Source organism: Herbaspirillum sp. GW821-FHT09A12 (assembly GCF_059418325.1).
Genome location: NZ_JBWKPR010000001.1, coordinates 1,054,242 through 1,074,331 on the forward strand (window position 1 = coordinate 1,054,242; position 20,090 = coordinate 1,074,331).

At 63.6% G+C, this 20,090-nt stretch carries 20 protein-coding genes, 1 tRNA gene and 1 pseudogene; 14 read left to right on the forward strand and 8 right to left on the reverse strand.

All coding sequences use genetic code 11. The features are described 5' to 3' along the window. Positions 1-13: 13 nt before the first annotated feature. From ntrB to AC07N6_RS04830, 7 genes and pseudogenes are all read left to right on the forward strand, one after another. The gene (gene ntrB / locus AC07N6_RS04800; protein WP_494781172.1) at positions 14-955 is read left to right on the forward strand and encodes a nitrate ABC transporter permease; all 942 of its coding nucleotides are present in this window, start codon (positions 14-16) and stop codon (positions 953-955) included. Between the two features lie 20 nt (positions 956-975). Next, positions 976-1,788 (forward strand): ABC transporter ATP-binding protein, encoded by an 813-nt coding sequence (locus AC07N6_RS04805; protein WP_494781173.1) that lies wholly within the window; start codon positions 976-978, stop codon positions 1,786-1,788. A gap of 51 nt (positions 1,789-1,839) precedes the next feature. Continuing rightward, a pseudogene (locus AC07N6_RS04810) lies at positions 1,840-1,950 on the forward strand (methyl-accepting chemotaxis protein); the annotation flags it as partial. 93 nt (positions 1,951-2,043) lie between these two features. After that, positions 2,044-2,958 (forward strand): LysR family transcriptional regulator, encoded by a 915-nt coding sequence (locus AC07N6_RS04815; RefSeq protein WP_494781174.1) that lies wholly within the window; start codon positions 2,044-2,046, stop codon positions 2,956-2,958. Between the two features lie 155 nt (positions 2,959-3,113). Beyond that, positions 3,114-3,989 carry an NAD(P)-dependent oxidoreductase gene (locus AC07N6_RS04820; RefSeq protein WP_494781287.1) on the forward strand — a complete coding sequence of 292 codons (876 nt, stop codon included), beginning with the start codon at positions 3,114-3,116 and terminating at the stop codon, positions 3,987-3,989. A gap of 59 nt (positions 3,990-4,048) precedes the next feature. Further along, positions 4,049-5,557 (forward strand): aldehyde dehydrogenase family protein, encoded by a 1,509-nt coding sequence (locus tag AC07N6_RS04825; protein ID WP_494781175.1) that lies wholly within the window; start codon positions 4,049-4,051, stop codon positions 5,555-5,557. 192 nt (positions 5,558-5,749) lie between these two features. Next, positions 5,750-7,078 carry a DUF3100 domain-containing protein gene (locus AC07N6_RS04830; RefSeq protein WP_494781176.1) on the forward strand — a complete coding sequence of 443 codons (1,329 nt, stop codon included), beginning with the start codon at positions 5,750-5,752 and terminating at the stop codon, positions 7,076-7,078. A gap of 289 nt (positions 7,079-7,367) precedes the next feature. On the opposite strand, the gene AC07N6_RS04835 is transcribed toward AC07N6_RS04830, so the two are convergent. Together AC07N6_RS04835 and AC07N6_RS04840 are read right to left on the reverse strand one after the other, a co-directional pair. Continuing rightward, positions 7,368-7,745, reverse strand: a complete 378-nt coding sequence (locus AC07N6_RS04835; protein ID WP_494781177.1) for a DUF423 domain-containing protein — start codon at positions 7,743-7,745, stop codon at positions 7,368-7,370. Between the two features lie 41 nt (positions 7,746-7,786). Beyond that, positions 7,787-8,248 carry a hypothetical protein gene (locus AC07N6_RS04840; protein ID WP_494781178.1) on the reverse strand — a complete coding sequence of 154 codons (462 nt, stop codon included), beginning with the start codon at positions 8,246-8,248 and terminating at the stop codon, positions 7,787-7,789. Positions 8,249-8,476: 228 nt separating this feature from the next. Between AC07N6_RS04840 and AC07N6_RS04845 the strand changes: the two genes are divergently transcribed. Next, positions 8,477-9,367, forward strand: a complete 891-nt coding sequence (locus AC07N6_RS04845) for an alpha/beta hydrolase family protein (RefSeq protein ID WP_494781179.1) — start codon at positions 8,477-8,479, stop codon at positions 9,365-9,367. A 122-nt stretch (positions 9,368-9,489) separates the two neighbouring features. On the opposite strand, the gene AC07N6_RS04850 is transcribed toward AC07N6_RS04845, so the two are convergent. After that, positions 9,490-10,293, reverse strand: coding sequence for an IclR family transcriptional regulator (locus tag AC07N6_RS04850; RefSeq protein ID WP_494781180.1), 804 nt, complete (start codon positions 10,291-10,293; stop codon positions 9,490-9,492). A gap of 263 nt (positions 10,294-10,556) precedes the next feature. Here AC07N6_RS04850 and AC07N6_RS04855 point away from each other — a divergent pair, with 263 nt between their 5' ends. The 6 genes from AC07N6_RS04855 (at position 10,557) to AC07N6_RS04880 (ending at position 16,273) form a co-directional block, all read left to right on the forward strand. Next, entirely contained in the window at positions 10,557-11,537 is a 981-nt protein-coding gene (locus AC07N6_RS04855; RefSeq protein ID WP_494781181.1) for a C4-dicarboxylate TRAP transporter substrate-binding protein, read from the forward strand. 98 nt (positions 11,538-11,635) lie between these two features. After that, positions 11,636-12,148 carry a TRAP transporter small permease gene (locus AC07N6_RS04860; protein ID WP_494781182.1) on the forward strand — a complete coding sequence of 171 codons (513 nt, stop codon included), beginning with the start codon at positions 11,636-11,638 and terminating at the stop codon, positions 12,146-12,148. Further along, positions 12,145-13,428 carry a TRAP transporter large permease gene (locus AC07N6_RS04865; RefSeq protein ID WP_494781183.1) on the forward strand — a complete coding sequence of 428 codons (1,284 nt, stop codon included), beginning with the start codon at positions 12,145-12,147 and terminating at the stop codon, positions 13,426-13,428. The genes AC07N6_RS04860 and AC07N6_RS04865 overlap by 4 nt, the downstream gene beginning before the upstream one ends. Positions 13,429-13,455: 27 nt before the next feature. Continuing rightward, positions 13,456-14,658 (forward strand): CaiB/BaiF CoA transferase family protein, encoded by a 1,203-nt coding sequence (locus AC07N6_RS04870; RefSeq protein WP_494781184.1) that lies wholly within the window; start codon positions 13,456-13,458, stop codon positions 14,656-14,658. After that, the gene (locus tag AC07N6_RS04875; RefSeq protein ID WP_494781185.1) at positions 14,658-15,110 is read left to right on the forward strand and encodes a MaoC family dehydratase; all 453 of its coding nucleotides are present in this window, start codon (positions 14,658-14,660) and stop codon (positions 15,108-15,110) included. Before AC07N6_RS04870 ends, AC07N6_RS04875 begins: the two co-directional genes overlap by 1 nt. Beyond that, the gene (locus AC07N6_RS04880) at positions 15,107-16,273 is read left to right on the forward strand and encodes an ABC transporter substrate-binding protein (protein ID WP_494781186.1); all 1,167 of its coding nucleotides are present in this window, start codon (positions 15,107-15,109) and stop codon (positions 16,271-16,273) included. Before AC07N6_RS04875 ends, AC07N6_RS04880 begins: the two co-directional genes overlap by 4 nt. Positions 16,274-16,385: 112 nt before the next feature. Here the strand turns inward: AC07N6_RS04880 and AC07N6_RS04885 are convergent. From AC07N6_RS04885 to tolA, 5 genes are all read right to left on the reverse strand, one after another. Continuing rightward, a tRNA-Lys gene (locus AC07N6_RS04885) sits at positions 16,386-16,461 on the reverse strand. 88 nt (positions 16,462-16,549) lie between these two features. Continuing rightward, positions 16,550-17,305: a tol-pal system protein YbgF gene (gene ybgF / locus AC07N6_RS04890; RefSeq protein ID WP_494781187.1), complete on the reverse strand. Its 756-nt coding sequence runs from the start codon at positions 17,303-17,305 to the stop codon at positions 16,550-16,552. 5 nt (positions 17,306-17,310) lie between these two features. Next, complete coding sequence (pal, locus tag AC07N6_RS04895) at positions 17,311-17,832, reverse strand: peptidoglycan-associated lipoprotein Pal (RefSeq protein WP_494781188.1); 522 nt, start codon at positions 17,830-17,832, stop codon at positions 17,311-17,313. Between the two features lie 44 nt (positions 17,833-17,876). Beyond that, a complete protein-coding gene (gene tolB, locus AC07N6_RS04900; protein ID WP_494781189.1) occupies positions 17,877-19,154 on the reverse strand; it encodes a Tol-Pal system beta propeller repeat protein TolB in 1,278 nt (425 codons plus the stop codon). A 3-nt stretch (positions 19,155-19,157) separates the two neighbouring features. Next, entirely contained in the window at positions 19,158-20,084 is a 927-nt protein-coding gene (tolA, locus tag AC07N6_RS04905; protein WP_494781190.1) for a cell envelope integrity protein TolA, read from the reverse strand. Between the last annotated feature and the right edge of the window lie 6 nt (positions 20,085-20,090).

Sequence of the window (20,090 nt, forward strand, 5' to 3'; positions counted from 1 at the left end):
GAGGGGAGTCGAAATGAGCGCAGTCATGGAGAACATCATGGGCGATAACGCCAAGCCGGCTGGCGGGGCGCCCGCCGCGGCGCGCGGCGCCGAAGCCGCCAACGAGGCCAAGGCGGTGACGCCGGCGCCGGTGCCGGTTAGCGCACCCCGCCCGGCCAGGCGCCGTATCGTCGGCAGCGCCGGCAGCGCTTTCATGCGCATCGTGCCGCCGCTGCTGGGGGTGGCGGTGCTGGTGCTGGTCTGGCAGATCATCGCCTTGAAGAACAGCAGCTTCCCGACGCCGCTGGCGACGCTGCAGGAAGCGCTCCACATGTTCTCCGATCCCTTCTATCGCAACAGCCCCAACGACCAGGGCATCGGCTGGAACGTGCTGGCGTCGCTGCAGCGCGTGGGCGTGGGCTTCGGCCTGGCGGCGCTGGTGGGCATCCCGCTGGGGTTCGCCATCGGGCGCGTGCAGTTCCTGGCGGCCATGTTCGGGCCCATCATCAGCCTGCTCAAACCGGTGTCGCCGCTGGCCTGGCTGCCGATCGGCCTGCTGGTGTTCAAGTCGGCCAACCCGGCGGCGATCTGGTCGATCTTCATCTGCTCGATCTGGCCGATGATCATCAACACCGCGGTGGGCGTGCAGCGCGTGCCACAGGACTACATGAACGTGGCGCGCGTGCTGAACCTGTCGGAATGGAAGATCCTGACCAAGATCCTGTTTCCCTCGGTGCTGCCCTACATGCTGACCGGCGTGCGGCTGTCCATCGGCACCGCCTGGCTGGTGATCGTCGCCGCCGAGATGCTGACCGGCGGCGTGGGCATCGGCTTCTGGGTCTGGGATGAATGGAACAACCTGAACGTGCCGCACATCATCATCGCCATCGTCGTCATCGGCGTGGTCGGGCTGATCCTGGAGCAGGCGCTGGTGGCGCTGGCCAAGGCATTCACCTATGAACAGGTCAGCAACTGAAACCGAACGCGGGGGACATCATGGAAAACATCAACGGCAAATTCATCGACATCCACGGCGTGGAAATGGTGTTCAACACCAAGAAGGGCAGTTTCCATGCGCTGCGCGATATCAACCTGACGGTCGCCAAGGGCGAATTCGTTACGCTCATCGGCCACTCCGGCTGCGGCAAGTCGACGCTGCTGAACCTGATCGCCGGCCTGACCCGGCCCAGCGAAGGCGTGCTGCTGTGCGCCAACCGCGAGATCGGCGGCCCGTCGCCGGAGCGCGCGGTGGTGTTCCAGAACCATTCGCTGCTGCCCTGGCTGACCTGCTACGAGAACATCTACCTTGGGGTCGAGCGCGTGTTCGGCGCGCAGGAAGACCGCACCCAGCTGCGCGACCGCACGCGCGCCGCGCTGGCGCTGGTGGGCCTGTCGGCGGCCGAGACCAAGCGTCCCAATGAAATCTCCGGCGGCATGAAGCAGCGGGTGGGCATCGCCCGCGCGCTGGCGATGGAGCCCAAGGTCTTGCTGATGGATGAGCCGTTCGGGGCGCTCGATGCATTGACGCGCGCCCACCTGCAGGACGAGCTGCTCAAGATCGTGGCCAAGACCGAGTCGACCGTGGTCATGGTGACCCACGACGTCGACGAGGCCGTGCTGCTGTCGGACCGCATCGTGATGATGACCAACGGCCCGGCCGCCACCATCGGCGAAGTCCTGGAGGTGAAGCTGGCGCGTCCGCGCGAGCGCGTGGCGCTGGCGCAGGATGCGCAGTACTCCGCGTACCGTACCGAGGTGCTGGAATTCCTCTACCGCAAACAGGCGCATCCGGCGCGCGCAGCGGCCTGATCCTTCATCGCAGAGCGACAGGGTGACAGCGCGGAGGTGTAAGCCATGACCCGCTCGGGCCAGGCGGGCAAGGAGTTTTCGGTGGTGGCCGGGGTGCTGTCTGGCATCACCGGCGAAATCGACGATCCGGTCAAGGCGGCGCTCAGCGGCGCCGCTGCCTGAACCGGCATCCGATGGCGTGAAATCCCATTTGTGTTCTAATCCGGGCAACATAAGCGCCGACCGGCAGGCCGGGGCGATACCCGGGGAGAACACATGAGAAAGCTCAATGAACAGCGCCTGGCCTATTTCTTCGAGGCGGTGCAATGCGGCAGCGTGCGCGCCGCCGCCGACAAGCTCGATATCGCCCCGTCGGCGGTGAGCCGGCAGATTGCACTGCTGGAGCAGGAAGTCGCCATCCCCGTGATGGAGCGCCATCGGCGCGGCGTGGTACCGACCGAGGCCGGGCAGCTGCTGATCGACTACTACCGCGAGCAGGGCGCCCACCAGGCCGACCTGCTGTCCAAGCTGCAGGGCCTGCGCGGCCTGAAACGCGGCCACGTCAGCATCGTCATCGGCGAGGGGTTCGTCAGCGATTTCATGAGCCAGCCCATGGCTTACTTCGCGGCCCGGCATCCGCAGATTTCGATTTCCATCGACCTGGCCGGCACCAACGAGGTCTTGCGCCAGGTCGCCGAAGACCAGGCCGAGATCGGACTGGTCTACAACCCGCCCGGCGATCCCAAGATCGTCTCGCGCGCGGTGCAGCCGCAGCCGATGCAGGTCATCGTCGGGCCGCAATCGCCGCTGCGCAACAGCAAGTCGTGCAGCCTGAAGGAACTGACCGAATACCCGATCGGCCTGATGCACGAATCCTACGGCACGCGCCAGCTGCTGGCGCTGGCGGAGTACGCGGCCAAGATCAAGTTCAATCCGCTGCTGAGCACCAATTCCATCAACGTGCTCAAGCACTTCGTGAAGTCCGGCCAGGGCATCACGCTGCTGCCGCGCTTTTCGGTGTCGACCGAGCTGGCCGCCGGCGAGCTGCTGGCCATTCCCATCGACAGCGACGTGCTGACCACGGCCGAGGTGCACCTGATCACGCGGGTGGGCCGCAAGCTGTCGGTGGCGGCCAACCGGCTGCTGTCGTATTCCAGTTCGCTGATGCAGGCCTTCCAGGTCACCAGCTGAGATCATCCTGTGTTCTGTTAATTAGAACGAAAACCCGGTTTCCTTGTAATTGATCCGTTTCGCCTCTGCTTGCACACTGCATTCATGACCGGCGCATGACATGCCGGTCCGATCCGATGAATCTTCAGGGAGCGTGCATGGAACAGGCAGGAACGATAGCCACGGTCGGCGTGGCCGGTCTGGGCAATATGGGCAGCGGCATGGCGCGTTCGCTGCTGCGCGCGGGCTACAAGGTGGCGGGCTTCGATCCGTCGCCGGCGGCCTGTGCCGCATTGCAGGCCGATGGCGCGGCGATCGCCGCATCGGCGGCGGAACTGGCGGGGCAGGTCGAGCTGCTGATTTTGTCGCTGCCGACCTCGGATGTGGTGGAGGCGGTGGTGCTGGGCGCAGGCGGCGTGCTGCAAGGCGCGCGCCGCGGCCTGCTGGTGGTGGACACCACCACGGCCGATCCGAACAGCACCCGCAAGGTGGCCGCGGCCCTGGCCGAATGCGCTCTGCGCTTCATCGACGCTCCTGTCAGCGGCGGCCCCAAGGGCGCGGCCACCGGCGCCATGACCATGGTGCTGGGCGGGGATGCGAGCGATATCGCCGCCGCCATGCCGGTGCTGGAAGCCATCAGTGCCAAGCGCGTGCATGTGGGGCCGGTCGGCGCGGGCCATGTCACCAAGCTGCTCAACAACCTGATGTGCGGGGCCCATCTGCTGGTGGCCGGCGAGGCCGCGCGCATCGCGCGTGAAGCCGGACTCGATGCGCAGCAGATCTTCGAAGGCATCAACGCCGGTTCCGGACGCAGCGGCGTGACGCAGGTCAACTACCCGACCTGGATCTTCAACGACGCCTTCAACTCCGGCTTCACCATGAAGCTGATGCGCAAGGACATCCGCCTGGCCATGGGGCTGCTGCAGGAGCTGTGCGTGGATGCGCCGCTGTCGGCCGAAGCCGGCCGCCTGTGGGCCTGCAGCGCCGACAGCATCGCCGACGGCGAAGACTTCAACCGCATCGTGCAGCTGGGTGAAGCGGTGAACGGATAAACACCGGCGCCGCCAGATCATTTCCAGATATTTTCCACCCAAGGTTTCAGGAGCAAGCAATGCAATTGAATGAATCGGAACACCTGCTGGCCGCGTTCGCGCACTTCTTCCCGGGCGCGACCACCGTCGGTTCCTACGTCGGCGGCCAACTGGTGGCGGGCGACGGCCCAGCCGTGCAACTCCATAGCGCCGCCAGCGGCCGTCCCAGCCTGGCGTATCGCGATGCCGGCGCGGGCGTGGTGGAGCAGGCCGCACGCGCCGCCGCCGCCGCGCAAAAGCAGTGGTGGGCGCTGACCCATGCCGCGCGCGGGCGCATCGTGTTCGCCGTCGGCCAGCAGATCCGCAACCATCTCGAGCCGCTGGCGCAACTGGAAGCCATCAGCGCCGGCAAGCCGATCCGCGACTGCCGTGGCGAGGTCGCCAAGGTGGCCGAGATGTTCGAGTACTACGCCGGCTGGTGCGACAAGTTCTACGGCGATGTCATCCCGGTGCCGACCACGCACCTGAACTACACGCGCCGCGAACCTGTCGGCACGGTGCTGCAGGTGACGCCCTGGAACGCGCCCATCTTCACTTGCGGCTGGCAGGTGGCGCCGGCCATCGCCATGGGCAACGCGGTGCTGTTGAAGCCCTCTGAGCTCACGCCGTTCACCTCGCTGGCGGTGGCCGCGCTGGCCGAGCAGGCCGGCGTGCCGGTCGGCCTGATCAACGTGCTGGCCGGTTACGGCCACACCGTGGGCCAGGCTGCGATCGACAATCCGGCGGTGAAGAAGGTGGTGTTCGTAGGTTCGCCCGCCACCGGCAAGAAGATCGCCGAGGCCGCCGCGCGCCGCTTGCTGCCATGCGTGCTGGAGCTGGGCGGGAAGTCCGCCAACATCGTGTTCGAGGATGCCGACCTGAAGCGCGCCTGCCTGGGCGCGCAGGCGGCGATCTTCTCTTCGGCCGGGCAGAGCTGTGTGGCCGGTTCGCGCCTGCTGGTGCAACGCTCGGTGTATGAGCGCTTCGTCGACATGCTGGCAGGCGGCGCCGCGCGCATCCAGGTGGGCTCGCCGCTGGACGACGGCACCGAAGTCGGGCCGATCGCCAACAAGAAGCAGTACGAGCATGTGATCAGCATGATCGCCGAGGGCGTGAAGGCGGGTGCGAAGCTTGCTACGTCACCGCAGCAGGCGGGCGAGGGCTTCTTCGTGCGGCCGACGGTGCTGGCGCACGTGACCAACGAAATGGACGTGGCGCGCACGGAGATCTTCGGCCCGGTGGTGGTGGTGATTCCCTTCGACACCGAAGAAGATGCGGTGCGCATCGCCAACGACAGCGACTTCGGCCTGGCCGGCGCGGTCTGGACCAATGACATCGCCCGCGGCCACCGTGTGGCGGCGCAGGTCAATGCCGGCACTTTCTGGATCAACGGCTACAAGACCATCAACGTCGCGTCGCCTTTCGGCGGCTACAACCAGAGCGGCTACGGCCGTTCCAGCGGCGTCGAGGCGCTGCATGAATACACCCAGACCAAGAGCGTGTGGGTGGAGACGGCGGCGGCGCCGGCCGCGGCATTCGGCTACGTATAAGCCGGATGCGGTTGCGCCGGCCATGCGCAATGCGCCATGTGCAGGCGGGGAGGCCGGCGCATGGCGCGGCAGGGCAGTGGCAATACACGAGGTAAAACACGAGGTAAAACGACACGACATCACCCCCCGTCCGGCAACGCGGCGGGGCCGGATCAACGCGATGCAGTACTTCATCCACAGCGGGAGAGCAACATGCAGGCAGCAGCGACATCGATATCGGCAACACGGCAAGGGCAGCAAACCTGGAAGCTATACGCCTATGCGGCGCTCATCCTGATCATCGCCGAATGGATAGGATCGGCCACCCTCAAACTCGGCCCCGGCAAGATCGTGCTGCTGCCCATGGTGTGGGCGCTGATCATGGGCGCCGCGCTGGGCCTGTTCAGCCGCCGCCTGCCGGGCGGCGTGGCGCTGACGCCGCCGATGCAGTTCCAGGCCGCCGCCATCCTGCAGCCGGCGCTGCTGCTGTTCGTCGCCAAGCTGGGCCTGATGGTGGGCAATTCCCTGCCCAAGCTGGTCGAGTCGGGCTGGGCGCTGGTGTTCCAGGAGTTCGGGCACTTCGTCGGCACCATCGTGATCGGCCTGCCGCTGGCGCTGCTGCTGGGCATCAAGCGCGAGGCCATCGGCGCCACCTTCTCGGTGGGCCGCGAGCCCAGCCTGGCCATCATCGGCGAGCGCTACGGCATGGATTCGCCGGAGGGCCGCGGGGTGCTGGCGGAGTACATCACCGGCACGCTGTTCGGCGCCGTCTTCATCGCGGTGTTCGCCGGCTTCATCGCCAGCCTGAACATCTTCCACCCGTATTCGCTGGCCATGGGCGCGGGCGTCGGCTCGGGCAGCATGATGGCGGCCGCCGCCGGCGCCATCGCCGCGCTGCAGCCGGCCGATGTGGCCAAGGACGTGGCCACCTTTGCCGCCGCCAGCAACCTGATCACCACCACCATCGGCACCTACTTCACGCTGTTCATCTCGCTGCCGCTGGCGGTGTGGGGCTACCGCGTGCTGGAACCGCTCATCGGCCGCACCAATTCCGCCTCCACGCCGCCGGACGACGGCCTGCACAAGGAAACGCATCTCGACACCGCCGAACTCGGCCTGGCCGGCCGCATCAGCGCCTGGGTCTTCGCCGGCGTGCTGACCATGGTCGCCAACTGGATCGCCTACAAGGTGACGCCGCTGGCTTCGCTTGCTTGTATTGCGCTGATGGTGGCGGTGGTGTTCGTCGGCGACCAGCTGCGCAACCTGACCGGCAAGAAAGTGCCGGCCGTGTGCTGGGTCACGCTGGTGGCGATGTTCCTGACCTCGCCGGCCTGTCCGTGGGCGGCCGCCATTGTCGACCTGACGGCGAAGGTGAACTTCCTGGCCGTCATCACGCCGATGCTGACCTTCGCCGGCCTGTCGATCGCCAAGGACATTCCCGCCTTCCGCAAGCTGGGCTGGCGCATCGTGCTGGTGTCCTTCGCGGCCAACGCCGGGACCTTCATCGGCGCCACGCTGATCGCGGAGTTCTTCCATCGCTGATCATCCGTACGCCGGAAATGCAAAAGCCGTTCGAGAGAGTTAATGCCGTTCAGTTAAGTACTGAACGGCATTTTTGTTTGTGCAGTCCAGACTCCGTTCGCCCTGAGTAGCTGCGCAGCAGCGTATCGAAGGGCAGGCAAGAGCGCCCCAACGCCGGTGCGCTGGCTTCGATACGGCCCTGGCGGGCCTACTCAGCCCGAACGGGGGCTGTGATGAGTGTTTCAGAATTAGTCTTAACTGAACGGCATTAGCCCGAGAGAGGGCGGCGTTCCTGTCGGCAGGCAGCGGTTCAGCGCATGCCCTTGTAAGCCGACCATGCCACCAGCAGCCATGCCGCCAGGAAGGCGGCGCCGCCGATGGGCGTGATCGCGCCCAGCACGCGGGTGCCGGTCAGCGCCAGCAGGTAGAGGCTGCCGCTGAAGATGACAATGCCGGCCAGCATCAGGTTGCCGGCCCAGCTCATCAGCGCGCCGCCGAATCTGGGCAGCAGCAGGGCGACGGCGATCATGCCCAGCGCATGCATGGCCTGGTAGGTGACGGCGGTATGCCAGACCACCAGCATGTCGTCGGAAAGTATCTTCTTCAGGCCGTGCGCGCCGAAGGCGCCGCAGCCCACGGCGATGAACATGTTGATGGCGCCGGCGATGACCAGGGTGCGTTCATTCATGGATCTATCCTTGTTGGCAATGTTTTCCGTCGGGGGGACGCTCAGAACCGGATGCGTTGGCCTTTGCCGATCCGGTATTCGTGCCTGAGCACGAACTGCGAAGTCGCGATCATGCCCGACAGGCCGAGGATCAGTTGCGTGAGCGTATCCTGCGGCAGCACCCAGACGCTGCCGGCCGGCAGCGCCGCGCCGGTGGCCGCGCTGATCACCGGATTGACCCATGAGGCTTCTTCGCTCACGTCCAGCAGCACCTGGCCTTCGGCCGTGGTGTGCAGGTAGATCTCGCCGCCCAGTTCCAGCGCGAAGCAGATACCCTGGCCGGCGTTGACCGTGTTGAGCTTGTTGCGCCAGACGACCGCCTGCAATTCGCGGTTATAGGTCTCGATCCAGGTCTCGATCTCATGCACGTTCTGCAATACGATCCATGGCCGCGGCGCCGGAACGGTATCGGCGCCGCTGACGGCGTCATCGGGAAACAGGGGCTCGGGCGGCTGGTCGGACATGGTTGGCAATCGGGATATCGAAAACCTGCGGGTGAAAAGCGGAAGTATATCGGATCGCGTATCGTCGGGCGCAAGCGCAGGGTCCGTCTTCGGCAATCCGCAGGGCAAAGCCCGATGCTGTTGCGGGCCAGCCATGCGCCGGCGCATTGTGCTTGCCGGAACGCCTGGCCGGCGTTAGCGTAGCGGCTCCGGCTGCTTGCGCAGCTTCTTCCCGATGACAAGAAAAACATGCGCCGACAAATACTGTGGTTCACAGCCTGGCTCTTGGCAGCCGGCGCCGCCAACCTGCACGCCCAGCAACTGGCGATGGATATCAACGAAGCGGTGACATCGATCGATGTCACGGTCAAGGATCTCTACGGCAAGGAAGAGAGCGGCAAGGTGGTCATCACGCAATTCAAGCCGGACGGCCCCGGCCCATTTCCCATCCTGATCCTGAACCATGGCCGCAGCCCCACCAACCGGCGCGACCCGCCGCGCTTTCGTTACACCACGCAAGCGCGCTACTTCGTCGAGCGCGGTTTCGCGGTATTCGAGCCGACCCGCATCGGCTACGGCCAGTACAGCACCCAGTTCGACCCGGAAGACAGCGGCGGTTGCAGCAACAAGGACTACGCGCCCATGGCCAAGGCCGCCAGCACCGAGATCCTGGCGGTGCTGGACTATGCCAAGCAACAGCCCTACGTCGATGCGCAGCGCGTGTTGCTGGTAGGGCAATCGGTGGGCGGTTATTCGACGGTTGCCGCCGCCGCGTTGGCGCCGGCCGGCCTGGTCGGCGCCATCAACTTCGCCGGCGGTTCCGGCGGCGATCCGGTCGGGCATCCGGCCAATCCCTGCCAGCCGGGACGCATGGAAGACATGTATGCCCAATTCGGCAAGACCGCCAAGGCGCCCATGCTGTGGATCTATACCGAGAATGACCTTTATTTCGGCCCGTCCTATAGCAAGGCCTGGCACGCGGCTTTCGTGAACGCCGGCGGCATGGCCGACTACCATCTGTTGCCGCCGTTCGGGAAGAACGGGCATCTGCTGTTTTCCGGCGGGGTGGAGATCTGGTCGCCGATCGTGTCGGCGTTCCTGGAAAAACTGGGGTTCGCGGGGCAGCCGCTCAAGCGATAAATGGCGGCGGGGGCGCCCACTTCTTCCGCGTCGATTTGATGGCAGGGATTTTAGGGCGGGGTAAAAAGGGGGGCGGATCTTTATCCGGCCCCCTTTGTTTTTTTTCCGCTAATCGCTGCGGATCAATCCTCGATCACGGCGCCGATCGCCACCGAGATTTCACGCGCCGCCTTGCCGACGACAGGCACCAGATCCTGCGGCTGGTAGCCGCCGTCAACGTGCGACATGTACGGCACCGTCAGGGCCGCAACCGCCTGGTTGAAGTGATTCAGGATCGGGAAGCTGATGTCGATCACGCCATTGGAGGCTTCGCTGGAAGAGACATCGTTGCCGGCTTCTGCAATCGCCGCCAGCCGTTGCAAAATCTTGTCGGTGGTGGGCGAGCCGTCGTGCTCGGCCATGATCCTGGCCATGTCCAGCCGGCGATCCGGCTGTTGGAACGCGGCCAGGACGCGGGCCGAGGCATAGTGCGACGACAGCGCAAAGCTCGCCCCCAGTTTGACCGACCAGCCCATCGCCCGATCCTGCGGTTCGGTTTGCGAGATCACCATCATGCGGTCGCCGTTCATCGCCACCAGATGGCAGGAATGCCCGATCGCATCGGCCAGCTTTTCCATCGTATGCAGCGCCGCGCGTTGCATCCGCCGCATCGGCGGATGGCGGTTCGACAATTCGAACATGCGCAAGGTCAGCGCATACAGATTGGTGAGCGGATCGCGCCGCACGTAGCCGCGCTGTTCCAGCACGCCCAGCATGCGGAAGATTTCGCTGACCGAGCGCGATACCCGCTCGGCCAGCGCTTTTTGCGTCAATCCTTCCGGCTCGTCCGCCAGCGCTTCCAGCAGGTCCAGGCCCTTCTCCAGTGCCGGCGCGCCCGGACGCTCATTGGCCGCAGCGGTCTCTTCGTTGTTGTTTGCTTGCTTCATTGTTTTACTTGATCTCTTTAAATTTCGTATATAGAATCAACTTAACATATATGGAATTGTTGCAGTAGATTTATCAGCAGCAAGCTTCAGGTAGCGATGCAGGCATCAAGTAAATAAGTAAAAAAACGCGGCCCGACAGCCGCAAGAGACAAAGCAAAACGCAGGCTGCATCGCCTCGGCATGCAGAACATCCATATTTTATAAACCGGCCCACCGGTACATTAATCAGGTGAAGCGCAGCTTCGCCGTTACAGGAGACAAAGATGCGTCAGATTTTACTCGCGCTGGGTGCCGTCATGGCATTGGGCGCCACCGCCATCCCCGCTGCCGCGCAAGTCAAGTTGCGCCTGGCCCATGCCTTATCCACCAGCGAGCCGGTACACAAAGCGTCGGAAGCTTTTGCCAAGGCGGTCAATGAACGTTCCGGCGGCAAGCTGCGCATCAGCGTGTTCCCGTCCGAGCAGCTCGGCCCCAATAAAGAGGTGTATGAGCAGGTGCGCCACGGCGCGCCGATCATCCAGTTGGCCGACCCGGCGTTCATGGCCGATTACGTGCCCGACCTGGGCGTGATGAACGGCCCTTATCTGCTCGACAATCCGCAGCAATTCAAGATGCTGCTGGCCAGCGACTGGTACAAGGAAATGGACAAGGAAATGCAGAAGGCCGGTTTTCGCGCCTTGTCCTTCAATTACTTTTTCGGCATCCGCAACATGATCGGCAGCAAGCCGTTCCGCTCGCCGGCCGATATCAAGGGCGTGACGGTGCGCATCGCGCCCAATCCGATGTGGGTGGAAACCTTCAAGGCGCTGGGCGCGCGTGGCGTGCCGCTGCCGTGGACCGAGGTCTATAGCGCATTGGCGCAGAACGTGGTCGATGCAGTCGAAGCGCCGCTCGGTTCGCTGGTCGGTTCCAAATTGCAGGAGCAACGCAAGATCCTGTCGCTGACCGGCCATTTCACGGCCTACGTCGGCCTGGTGATGAATGAAAAAGTCTTCGAATCGCTGTCGCCCGACCTGCAAAAGATCCTGGTCGAAGAGTCGGTCAAGGCCGGCGAAGCCATGACCGCGACCACCATCGAGAACGACAAGAAGCTGATCGAAGACCTGAAGAAGCAGGGCGTGACGGTCGTGTCCGATGTCAACGTCAAGGCCTTCCGCGATGCCACCGCGCCGGTCTATGCGGCCTTCCCGAAATGGACGCCGGGCCTGTATCCGCGCATCCGCAAGATCCTGGACCAGAAATGATCCGCCGCTAACTTCCTTGCCCGGCCTGCGCAGCACCAGAGGCATCGGCAGGCCGCTTTCCTTTATCGCGCATTACCAGTTCACCTGGAGGCATCCTCATGTCTGAACTATCCGTCAAGGCCGACAGTCCGCCGGAAAAAGAAATCCGTTTTTCCGACCTGTCGCTGGAAGAAATCGTCGCCGGCATCGGCCTGGTCGTCATCGTGCTGTCGGTCACCTGGGGCGTGGTCACGCGCTACCTGCTGGCGCAGCCGGCCGCCTGGAGCGGCGAAGTCGCCGGCATCGCGTTCGCCTGGACCGTGTTCGTCGGCGCGGCCGCCGTATTCAAGCGCGGCGAACATATTTCCATCGATCTGGCGATCGAGCACCTGCCGGCGGCGCCGCGCAGATGGCTGCAATTGCTGGTGGATATTTTCGTGTTCCTGACGCTGGCGGCCGTGGCCGGGCTGGCGCTCAAGTTTTCGATCGCCACCATCGACGCGCCGACCACGATTTTGCGCATACCGCAAAGCGTCACCTATAGCGGCGCGGCCGTCGGCTTCGCGCTGATGACGATACGCCACGCCATGTTCGCCGTGCGCCGCCTGCGCCAGCCGGGAGAAGACAAATGACTTTATGGCCTGCTTTCCTGATGTTCCTGCTGCTGGCGGTCAATGTGCCGGTGGCCATTGCCATGATCGCGCCGGCGATGCTGTATTTCTTCATCGGCGGCGATTTGCCCATCGACCTGGTGTCGCAACGCATTGTCAGCACCACGGAATCCTTTCCCTTGCTGGCGCTGCCCTTCTTTGTTCTGGCCGGCAGCATCATGAACGCCGCCGGCATCACGCGCCGCTTGCTGGCGCTGGCCGAGGCCTTTGTCGGGCACTTCGTGGGCGGACTGGCGCAAATCAATATCCTCTTGGCGACGATGATGGGCGGCCTGACCGCATCCGCCAATGCCGACGCGGCGATGCTGGCCAAGATGCTCGGGCCGTCGATGGTGCGCGGCGGCTACAGCGCCGGCTTCGCCGCGGCCACGATCGCCTGCTCGTCGGTGATCGTGGCGATGATCCCGCCCAGCATCGGCATGATCGTCTATGCCTATCTGGCCAATGTATCGGTCGGCAAGCTGTTCATCGCCGGCGTGATTCCGGGGCTGCTGCTGGCGGTTGCCCTGATGGTCGCGGTCTATCTGGTGTCGAAGAAACGCGGCTATGTGCCGGCGCGCTCGAAGATGGCGACCGGCAAGGAATTGTGGCGCGCCTTTACCGACTCGGTATGGGCCTTGTCGCTGCCGGTGTTCATCATCATCGGCATCCGCGGCGGCGTGTTCACGCCGACCGAGGCCGGTGCGATCGCCGTGCTGTACGCGGCCTTCGTCGGCGTCGTGCTGCATCGCGAACTGCGCTGGAAGCATGTGCCCATCATCCTGTCGGAAACCATCGGCACCACGTCGGTGGTGATGCTGATCATCTGCAGCGCCGCCACGCTCGGTTATTACATGGTGTGGGAAGACATTCCCGCGCAACTGGCGTCGGCGCTGATTGCGCTCACCAATCATCCGGGCCTGCTGCTGTTGCTGATCAATGTATTGCTGCTGCTGGTCGGCATGGTGATCGAAGGCACCGCCGCGCTGATTCTGCTGACGCCGATCCTGGTGCCGGTGATCCTGAAGCTGGGCATCGACCCGGTTCACTTCGGCATCATCATGGTCCTTAACCTGACGCTGGGCGGCGCCCATCCGCCGGTCGGCACGCTGCTGTTCACCACCTGCAGCATCTTGAAGGTGTCGCTCGCCAATGCCACCAAGGAATCGCTCTCGCTGCTGCTGGCGATGCTGATCGTGCTGACGCTGGTTACCGCCGTGCCGCAAATCTCATTGCTGTTGCCGTCGCTGCTGATGCAGTAAATATTTATTTTTCAGGAAAGAAACATCATGTCTTCGACCAACCACAAGAGCGCAGCCGCAGCTGACACTACGCCGGTCTTGCCATTGCAGGGTTTGCTGGTGCTGGATTTCAGCCAATTCCTGGCCGGCCCCTCGGCCGGGCTGCGGCTGGCCGACCTGGGCGCCGACGTCATCAAGATCGAGCGGCCGGACGGCGGCGATCTGAGCCGCCAATTGTATGTATCGAATCTGGAGCTGGATGGCGACAGCACCTTGTTCCATACGATCAACCGCAACAAGCGCAGCTTTGCCGCCAACCTGAAAGATGCCGCCGATCGCGAGGAAATCTGGAAGCTGATCGCGCAAGCCGATGTGCTGATCCAGAATTTCCGTCCCGGCATCATGGACCGGCTCGGCTTCGATTGCGCTAGCGTGCGCAAGGCCAACCCGCGGCTGGTGTATGCCTCGATCACCGGTTACGGCAGCGAAGGGCCGTGGCGCGACAAGCCGGGCCAGGACCTGCTGGTGCAATCGCTGTCCGGCCTGACCTGGTTGAACGGCAATGCCGATCACGGCCCGACCCCGGTCGGCGTGGCGGTGGCCGATATCTTTACCGGCGCGCATCTGGTGCAGGGCATCCTGGCGGCGCTGGTGCGGCGCGGCATCACCGGGCAGGGCGGCCGGGTCGATGCCAGCCTGCTGGAGTCGACGCTGGACTTCCAGTTCGAACTGATCAGCACCTATCTGAACGGCGACGGCACGCCGCCGCAACGCAGCGAGATCGGCAGCGCCAGCGCCTATCTGAGCGCGCCTTACGGCGTGTATGCCACCGCTGACGGATACATTGCGGTGGCCATGAATCCGGTCGAACGTCTTGGCCAATTGCTGGGTTGCGATGCGCTGCTGGAATACAGCGACCGCACGCGCTGGTTCTCCGAGCGCGACGTCATCAAGAACATCTTGTGGAAGCATCTGCAACAGCAATCGACCGCCTACTGGTTGGCGATTCTGGAGCCGGCCGATATCTGGTGCGCCGACGTGCTGAACTGGCCGCGTCTGATCGAGCATGAGGGATTCAAGGCGCTGAACATGGTGCAGGAAGTGTTTACCGGCAGCGGCGCCAGGCTGGTGACGACGCGCTGCCCGATCCGCATCGACGGCCACATTCTGACTTCACGCAAAGGCGCGCCGAAAATCGGCGAAGACACCGCCGCCATCCGTGCGCAATTTCATACTCAGGAGAGCAAATAATGATTGTCGAAAAATATCTTGAAGAATACGTGATCGGCGATTTTCGCCTGTCCACCGGTCGCACCATTACCGAAGCCGATATCGTCATGCATGCCGGGCAGACCGGCGATTATTATCCGCATCACGTCGATGCCGAATGGTGCGCGACCCAGCCGTTCAAGCAGCGTATCGCGCATGGCACGCTGATCTTCAGCGTCGGCATCGGCATGACCACCGGCGTGATCAATCCGCGCGGCATTTCCTACGGTTACGACCGGCTGCGGTTTATCCGGCCGGTGTTCATCGGCGACACGATCACGGTCAAGACCACCATCAAGGAAAAGCGCGATCACAAAAAACCGGAAAATGGCCTGCTGGTCGAGCTGGTGGAAATGTTCAATCAGCGCCAGGAAGTCGTCATCGCCTGCGAGCACCTGACCGTGATGGAGCGCGATCCGAAGGTGATCGCATGAGCGAGCCGACATCGCTGAGCGTCATTTGCTGGAGCCACCGGCGTGCCGTCGATCCGCTGCTGGCGGCGCTTGCCGGCTTCCATGCCGCGCATCCCGGGATCGAGATCAAGGTCGAGCAGCGGCCCCTGAGCGACTTCGAGCATCAAGGCATCGATGGCGTCGCCCGCGCTTACGACATGGTGATTTACGACCACCCTTTCAGCGGCGATATTGCAAAAGGAGAAGTGTTTCTGCCGCTGGAAAAACATTTCCCGCAATTGTTCGGTGAACAGGCCGATCGCAATTACGTCGGCGCCTCGCTGACCAGCTACCGTTATCGCGGCAGCGTCTGGGGCGCGCCTATCGATGCCGCGACCCAGCACGCGCTGGTGCGCCAGGATCTGCTCGACGCCGCCGGCGAAGCGGTGCCGCAAACCTGGGCGCAGGCGGTGGCCTTGGGTGAGCGTTTGCAAAAGCGGGGATTGAAACTGGGCTTGAGCGTGGAAACGCCGCATGCCTTGCTTGCCGTTGCCGCCCTGATGGCGAATCAGGGGCAGCCGTGGAGCACCGCGCCGGATCAGGCATTCACGATCGATCGCACCGCCTTCAAGGACGGCCTGCAATGGGTGCGACGCCTGCTGGCGTTTTGTCCGCCGGAAGCCTTGGGCTGGAACAGCATCGATCTGCACGAAGCCATGGTGGCGCGCGACGATATCGCGTATTGCCCTTGCGTCTACGGTTATGCGACCTACGGCGAAGCCGACATGCGCAAGCCGCTGGCCTTCGCCGATTTCGCCGGTTTGCGGGCGCCGTATCATGCCGGTTCCGCCATCGGCGGCACCGCGCTGGGCGTATCGCGTTATTCGAAAGCACCGCAGGCGGCGCTGGCCTTCGTCGCCTACATGGTCGGCGCCCAGGTTCAGGACCGGACGATTCCCGAAAACCATGGCCAGCCGGCGTTGCTGTCGTCCTGGGAACGCAAGGAAAACGATGCACTCTTCAACGGCTTCTATTCCTCGGTGCGGGCATCGATGGAGAGCGTCTGGGTCAGGCCGCGCATGCCCGGTTACGCGGAGTTCCAGCGCGACGCCGGCAATGCGGTAGCAGCGGCGCTGCGCGGCGAGCTGGATGACGATCAGGCAATCGATGAAGTGCTGCGTCTGGCGGCGAGGTTAAATCCCTAGCGTTGCGAAGCAGTTTGCGCCGAGTGTGGCGATGTCTTGCGATAAAAACAAAAAAGGGTTCCAAGCAATTGGAACCCTTTTTGTTGCTGCTGAATTGTTACTGCTGAATTTCTGGTAGGCCGTGCGGGACTCGAACCTGCGACCAACGGATTAAAAGTCCGCTGCTCTACCAACTGAGCTAACGACCCGAAAGACCGCAATTATAGGCAAACTTCATTGGCGGTGTCAAATCCCTGCGTAAAACGCTATACAACAGCCGGTTTGCCGGCAGGACTCTTATTTCAGCGTGGGCAGGCGTTCCTTGGCGGTCTGCGCGGCCGGGCTGTTCGGGTATTTGGCGATCAGTTGCTCCAGCGTTTTCTTCGCGGCGGCCTTGTCCTTCAGTTCGGCTTGCGAGCTGCCGATGTTGAGCATGGCGTCGGCTACCTTGGGATTGTCCGGGTAGTTCTTCACGACGTTCTGCTGGGCCGCGATGGCGCCCTTGTAGTCGCGCTGGGCGTACAGGGAGTTGCCTTGCCAATACTGCGCCGAGGCGGCGTAGCCCGATTGCGGGTAGCGTTTGATGAAGTCGCCAAAGGCATTGGCCGCGCCCTTGTAGTCGCCGCCCTTGAACTGGGACAGCGCGGCATCGTAGGCCTGCTGTTCGGAGACGCCGACGGCAACCGTCTGGCCGTCGACATTGACCTGTTGCGGTTCGAGCTTGCGCAGGCGCGCGTCGAGGTCAACGTAAAAATCCTTTTGCCGCTGCTGGGTGTTGGTGACCTCGTTGGTCAGCACTTCGATCTGGCCGCGCAGCGCCGAGATCTGCGATTGCAGGTTGTCGTTGCGGTCGGAGAGTGTGAGTGCGCTGTTCTTGTCGGCTTTGTTGGCAATGTCGTGCTGCAGGGCGTCGATCTTGGCGCGGATCTCCAGGATCGCCTTGCGCGCCTCGTCATCGCCAAACAGGGCGGCGTGGGCGGTGAGCGGTAACCAGGCTGTGGCGGCCAGCACGGCCGCCACAGTTACCGATTTCAGTTTGAAAGCGGTACGCATGTCGATCACTGATAAGCGATGTCGGCGCGACGGTTTTCAGCGTAGGAGGCTTCGTCCTGGCCCAGGGCCTTCGGCTTTTCCTTGCCGAAGGATACGGCTTCGACTTGCGATTCCGACACGCCCAGCAGCACCAGTGCCTTGCGCACGGCTTCTGCACGCTTCTGGCCCAGGGCCAGGTTGTACTCGGCGCCGCCGCGATCATCGGTGTTGCCCTGGATGATCACCTTGCGGTCCTTGTTGGCCACCAGGTACTTGGCGTGGTTTTCAACCACGGTGCGGTATTCATCCTTGACGGTGAAGCTGTCGTAGTCGAAGTAGACGCTGCGCTTGGCCAGAACGCCTTGCGGGTCGTTCAGCGGGTCGGCGGAGCCGGCGTTGACGGTGCCGACGGCGCGCATATCGGCGCCGCTGCCGGAACCGGCGCGGTTTTCAACGGGGGCGTTCTTGTCGTCCAGTTTGGTGGAGGAGCAAGCGGCCAGCAGAACAGCGCTGGAGACGATGAGGGCGAGGGTGCTGATGGTACGCATTTTGGATTTCTCCTTGTCGTGATGAATGTGAGTGTTGGATTTCTTTATTTCATGAACGGACCCCAAGTCGGTTCCCTGATATCTCCGACTTGCGTTGTCAGACGCTGCTTGACACGGCCATCGACAGATACGATGGCAAGGGATCCGCGACGACCAGCTTCCGTCGCGTACATAATGTATTTGCCGTTGGGGGCAAAGCTGGGCGATTGGTCTCGGTCGGTGTCCGACAGGCGTTGCTCCTGGCCATTGGTCAGGTCCAGCGCGTACAGCTGGAAGCGGCCGTCGCGGCGCGAGATGAAAGCCAGCGTCTTGCCGTCGGGCGAGATGCGCGGGCTGATGTTGTAGCTGCCGTTGAAGGTGACGCGCTGGGCGCTGCCGCCGTCTACGCTGACCTTGTAGATCTGCGGGCCGCCGCTGCGGTCGCTGGTGAAGTAGATGCTGCCGCCGTCAGGCGAGAAGCGCGGTTCGGTGTCGATGCCGGAGGTGTTGGTCAGGCGGCGCAGGCCGGAGCCGTCGGCATTGATGATGTAGACCTGGGTCAGGCCGTCGCGCGACAGCGCCACCGCCAGGCGCGAGCCGTCGGGCGACCACGATGGGGCCGAGTTGCTGCCCTTGAAGTTGGCGACGATGGAGCGCTGGCGGGTCACCAGGTTCTGGATGTAGATGATGGGTTTCTTGGCTTCGAACGACACATAGGCCACCTTGGTGCCGTCGGGCGACCAGGACGGCGAAATGATGGGTTCGTTCGAGCGCAGCGCGACCTGGTTGCCTTCGCCGTCGGCGTCGGCTACTTCCAGGCGGTATTCGCTGCCCGACTTGGTGACGTAGGCGATGCGGGTCGAGAAGATGCCGGGGATGCCGGTCAGTTTCTGGTAGATGTCGTCGGCGATCTTGTGCGCGGTCAGGCGGATCAGCTGCGACTGGCTGCCGAAGGATAGGGCCGACAGCTGGCTCGACTGCACGGTGTCGAACAGGCGGTAGCGCACGTCGAAGCGGCCGTCGGCCAGGCGTTGCACGCTGCCTACGGCCAGCGCGTTGGCGCCGCGCTTTTGCCAGTCGGCGTAGTTGATGGTGGACGAGTCCGACAGCGCGTCGCTGTTGTCGATGAGCTTGAACACGCCGCTGCGGGCCAGGTCGGCCTTGACGATGGCGGTGATCTGCTGCGGCGCGGCCTCTTCGCCGGGGAAGGCGGCCACGGCGATGGGGATCTGGGTGGCGCCCACGCCGGTGATCTCGAAGCGCAACTGCGCCTGCGAGGCTGGCGCCAGGGCCAGGCCGACGGCGGCTACTGCAATGCTGGTCAGGTAACGGACATTTCTCATCGTTTACTGATCTTTCGGTTTGTGGGTAAAGGTGAAGCTGGACGGCACCTTGCCATCCTTGTCCGGCGGGAACGGCTGGGACTTCATGATGGCCTGGCGCACCGCATCGTCAAAGCCCGGCACCCCGGACGACTTGTTGTTGCGCACGCTGCGCACCGTGCCATCCGGGAAGAGTTCGACAGTGTACTCCACGGCCGGGTTTCCGCTCAGGTCGCCGGGAACGTCGAAGATCGTATTGGAACGAATCTTGGCGCGCAGTTTGTTGGCGTAATCCGGGTTGCCGCGCGGCCCCTGCGACTTCTCGGCCGTGCCGCTGCCGCCGGTGGCGCTGGTGGCCTGGCCCATCATGCGCTTCAGGTCGTCCTGGCGGCGCTGTTCGGCGGCCTTGGCGTCGGCGGCGGCCTGCTGCTGTTTCTTCTTGTCGGCAGCTTGCTTCTCGGCATCGGCCTTCTTCTTGGCGTCTTCCTCTTTCTGCTTGTCTTCCTTCAGTTTCTTCTGCTCCTCGGCTTCGAGCTTTTCTTTCTTCTCGCGTTCCTGCTTTTCCTTTTCCGCCTTCTCTTTTTCCGCTTTTTCCTGCTGTTGTTTCTGCTCCAGCTCTTGCTTGCGCTTTTTCTCTTTTTCCAGGGCGATATCGGGTTTTTCGACCTTGGGTTCGTCGATCACCTTGGGCGGCTCGGGTTTCGGCTCGGGCTGGACTTTCGGTTGCGGCTCGGGTTGCGGTTCCGGCTGGGGCGGCGGCACGGGCAGGGGCGCCGCTTCCTTGTATTGCGGATCCCAGATTTCGGCCTCGACCGTCAGCGGCGTCTCGTTTTGCCAACGGATGCCGATCCAGAAGAACAGGAACAGCGCGACGTGCATCACCAGCGCCAGCGCGATGGCGCGCCAGCGGCCGGGAGGCCTGGGGATGTTGTACGGAGAGTTGTCGCTCATGTTGAC

What these genes read in the sequence shown, in the direction of transcription:
- AC07N6_RS04825 (WP_494781175.1), top strand. Translation starts at nt 4,049, where the DNA reads ATGCAATTGAATGAATCGGAACACCTGCTGGCCGCGTTCGCGCACTTC.
- AC07N6_RS04880 (WP_494781186.1), top strand. Translation starts at nt 15,107, where the DNA reads ATGAGCGAGCCGACATCGCTGAGCGTCATTTGCTGGAGCCACCGGCGT.
- AC07N6_RS04840 (WP_494781178.1), bottom strand. Translation starts at nt 8,248, where the DNA reads ATGTCCGACCAGCCGCCCGAGCCCCTGTTTCCCGATGACGCCGTCAGC.
- AC07N6_RS04845 (WP_494781179.1), top strand. Translation starts at nt 8,477, where the DNA reads ATGCGCCGACAAATACTGTGGTTCACAGCCTGGCTCTTGGCAGCCGGC.
- tolB (WP_494781189.1), bottom strand. Translation starts at nt 19,154, where the DNA reads ATGAGAAATGTCCGTTACCTGACCAGCATTGCAGTAGCCGCCGTCGGC.
- AC07N6_RS04855 (WP_494781181.1), top strand. Translation starts at nt 10,557, where the DNA reads ATGCGTCAGATTTTACTCGCGCTGGGTGCCGTCATGGCATTGGGCGCC.
- tolA (WP_494781190.1), bottom strand. Translation starts at nt 20,084, where the DNA reads ATGAGCGACAACTCTCCGTACAACATCCCCAGGCCTCCCGGCCGCTGG.
- AC07N6_RS04830 (WP_494781176.1), top strand. Translation starts at nt 5,750, where the DNA reads ATGCAGGCAGCAGCGACATCGATATCGGCAACACGGCAAGGGCAGCAA.
- ntrB (WP_494781172.1), top strand. Translation starts at nt 14, where the DNA reads ATGAGCGCAGTCATGGAGAACATCATGGGCGATAACGCCAAGCCGGCT.
- AC07N6_RS04835 (WP_494781177.1), bottom strand. Translation starts at nt 7,745, where the DNA reads ATGAATGAACGCACCCTGGTCATCGCCGGCGCCATCAACATGTTCATC.
- AC07N6_RS04860 (WP_494781182.1), top strand. Translation starts at nt 11,636, where the DNA reads ATGTCTGAACTATCCGTCAAGGCCGACAGTCCGCCGGAAAAAGAAATC.
- ybgF (WP_494781187.1), bottom strand. Translation starts at nt 17,305, where the DNA reads ATGCGTACCGCTTTCAAACTGAAATCGGTAACTGTGGCGGCCGTGCTG.
- AC07N6_RS04865 (WP_494781183.1), top strand. Translation starts at nt 12,145, where the DNA reads ATGACTTTATGGCCTGCTTTCCTGATGTTCCTGCTGCTGGCGGTCAAT.
- pal (WP_494781188.1), bottom strand. Translation starts at nt 17,832, where the DNA reads ATGCGTACCATCAGCACCCTCGCCCTCATCGTCTCCAGCGCTGTTCTG.
- AC07N6_RS04805 (WP_494781173.1), top strand. Translation starts at nt 976, where the DNA reads ATGGAAAACATCAACGGCAAATTCATCGACATCCACGGCGTGGAAATG.
- AC07N6_RS04850 (WP_494781180.1), bottom strand. Translation starts at nt 10,293, where the DNA reads ATGAAGCAAGCAAACAACAACGAAGAGACCGCTGCGGCCAATGAGCGT.
- AC07N6_RS04815 (WP_494781174.1), top strand. Translation starts at nt 2,044, where the DNA reads ATGAGAAAGCTCAATGAACAGCGCCTGGCCTATTTCTTCGAGGCGGTG.
- AC07N6_RS04870 (WP_494781184.1), top strand. Translation starts at nt 13,456, where the DNA reads ATGTCTTCGACCAACCACAAGAGCGCAGCCGCAGCTGACACTACGCCG.
- AC07N6_RS04875 (WP_494781185.1), top strand. Translation starts at nt 14,658, where the DNA reads ATGATTGTCGAAAAATATCTTGAAGAATACGTGATCGGCGATTTTCGC.